Origin of the sequence: Halalkalirubrum salinum, from assembly GCF_005543295.1 — an archaeon.
Lineage (GTDB): Archaea > Halobacteriota > Halobacteria > Halobacteriales > Haloferacaceae > Halalkalirubrum > Halalkalirubrum salinum.
In genome coordinates this window covers 1-1,660 of record NZ_SRSG01000051.1, presented here as the reverse complement: position 1 = coordinate 1,660, position 1,660 = coordinate 1, and the positions used below count along the sequence as shown (strand labels likewise).

At 57.5% G+C, this 1,660-nt stretch carries 1 protein-coding gene and 1 pseudogene; both read right to left on the bottom strand.

Annotated elements, in window-relative coordinates:
• Positions 1-395 precede the first annotated feature (395 nt).
• A complete protein-coding gene (locus E5K03_RS13870) occupies positions 396-1,118 on the bottom strand; it encodes a class I SAM-dependent methyltransferase (RefSeq protein ID WP_138007396.1) in 723 nt (240 codons plus the stop codon).
• A gap of 7 nt (positions 1,119-1,125) precedes the next feature.
• Positions 1,126-1,566: pseudogene (locus E5K03_RS13865) on the bottom strand (aldo/keto reductase); the annotation flags it as partial.
• Positions 1,567-1,660 lie beyond the last annotated feature (94 nt).

Genomic DNA, 1,660 nt, shown 5'->3' with positions numbered 1-1,660 from the left:
GATGTCTAACGTTTCTCTGAGCAGGTCTTCGAGTTGCATAACCACCACTCACTACGACCTGCTCGCTTCTCAAACTCCCTAAACTAGACAGTGCCATCTCGCCTATATTTAATTTTATTGATACTACGTAGTAAGATATCAGACTGCTCCATCTGATATCATTAACAATGGGTAGCACGCGAAACCGATCGTAGAAAATGTCATAAAGAGTGATTATGGATGTCTGAGCTGATTTGAATGTCGTCTCGAACACTACGCAGGTCGGTCTTGACTAAGCCGATTTGGCACTGTTGAAATCCTCAATCGATGGTATGTTCTTGACGCCATGCTAAATACAGAGTGTGTATTCTGCAGAGCGGTATCGACAGGCGAGAACAGTACTGAAGTACGCCGAACTACCGCTCGGACATCCGAAACGCGAGACTGTACATCGTCCCTGTCGACTCTGACCCAATCTCTTCGACGAGCCGATCGAGTTCGGCGGCGAGGGGATCAGCGAGCCTTCGGGGGAGATAACTCGCAGTCTTCCGAGCGAGGTCAGCGTGAGCCTCGACGTGAGAGATCGTCCAAGGGACGGGATCAAGCAGGATTCGTTTGCGATCAAAGGTCAGACCGTGGCCTTCGAAAACCCGGCGCAACATATCAGAGGGATAGAACGTGAGCGCGGGCGTGCCGTCAGCCAGCTCCGACGCAGCGTTTTCGACGGCGAAGAGGTCGCTGATAGCCGCGTCGTCGGGGAGCGGCTCGTAATCGTCAACGACGAGGTGTGCCCCAGGGGCGGCAATCCGGGCTAGATCTGCCGAAATCCGTCCGAGAACAGCGGGTGAAACAACGTTACACAAGCCATGTGCGGTGATGAGATCGACCGCGTTCGACTCGAGAGGTGTGGATTGAAGGTCCGCTTCCAGGATCGAGGTCCGGGACGCCTCGTGGGAATTAAGAGAGGACCTGAGGTCCCGGGCGTGTTCGGCGTTGTTGGTGACTGCGTAGACGTGGCCTGCGCCCTGTTCGAGTAGCCCGCGGGTGGTATTACCGACGCCGGCACCCGCCTCGAGGCAGGTCGCACCCTCGACCGGGCGGTCCGCAAGAGCGGTTTCGACAGTCTGTGGAACTGACATCGAGCGATCAGTGGTGAAGTTGCTCGGGGACGGGCGAGTCTTCGTGGCGCAACTTCTCGATCAGCGATCGCTGGGCGGCTTCGTCCAGAGGCTCGTACCGCGAGGCAGCGTCGAAGGCCATCGAAACGAGCTTGGGATCGCCCGGTGTCACGACGCTCGTCACGTCCTGAGAGGCCACGAAGTTGAAACGCTCGCGCATCTCTTCGGGCGTATCGACGGGCTCGTACCAGTTCGCGTACGGGCGGTCCTCGACCGGGAGTTCGGCCTCTGAGGGCCAGGGGCCTCTCGCGAAGGCCTTGATGATCAACGTCCCGATGCCCTCTTCGTTGGCGCGTTCGAGGACTGCCTCGTAGTCGTACTCGGCGTCGGTCTTGGCCATCACGACGGGGTTCAGCGGAAACATCAGCGTCTCGAGATCGCCGATGCGATCGATCGCGTCTATGATGAGGTCATCCGTCTTTAGCTAAGCGAAGAACCGCATGACAGCGGCGGCTTATCGGGACACCTTTTCGGAAGGAATGAGGAGGCTTCAGCTGTGCACA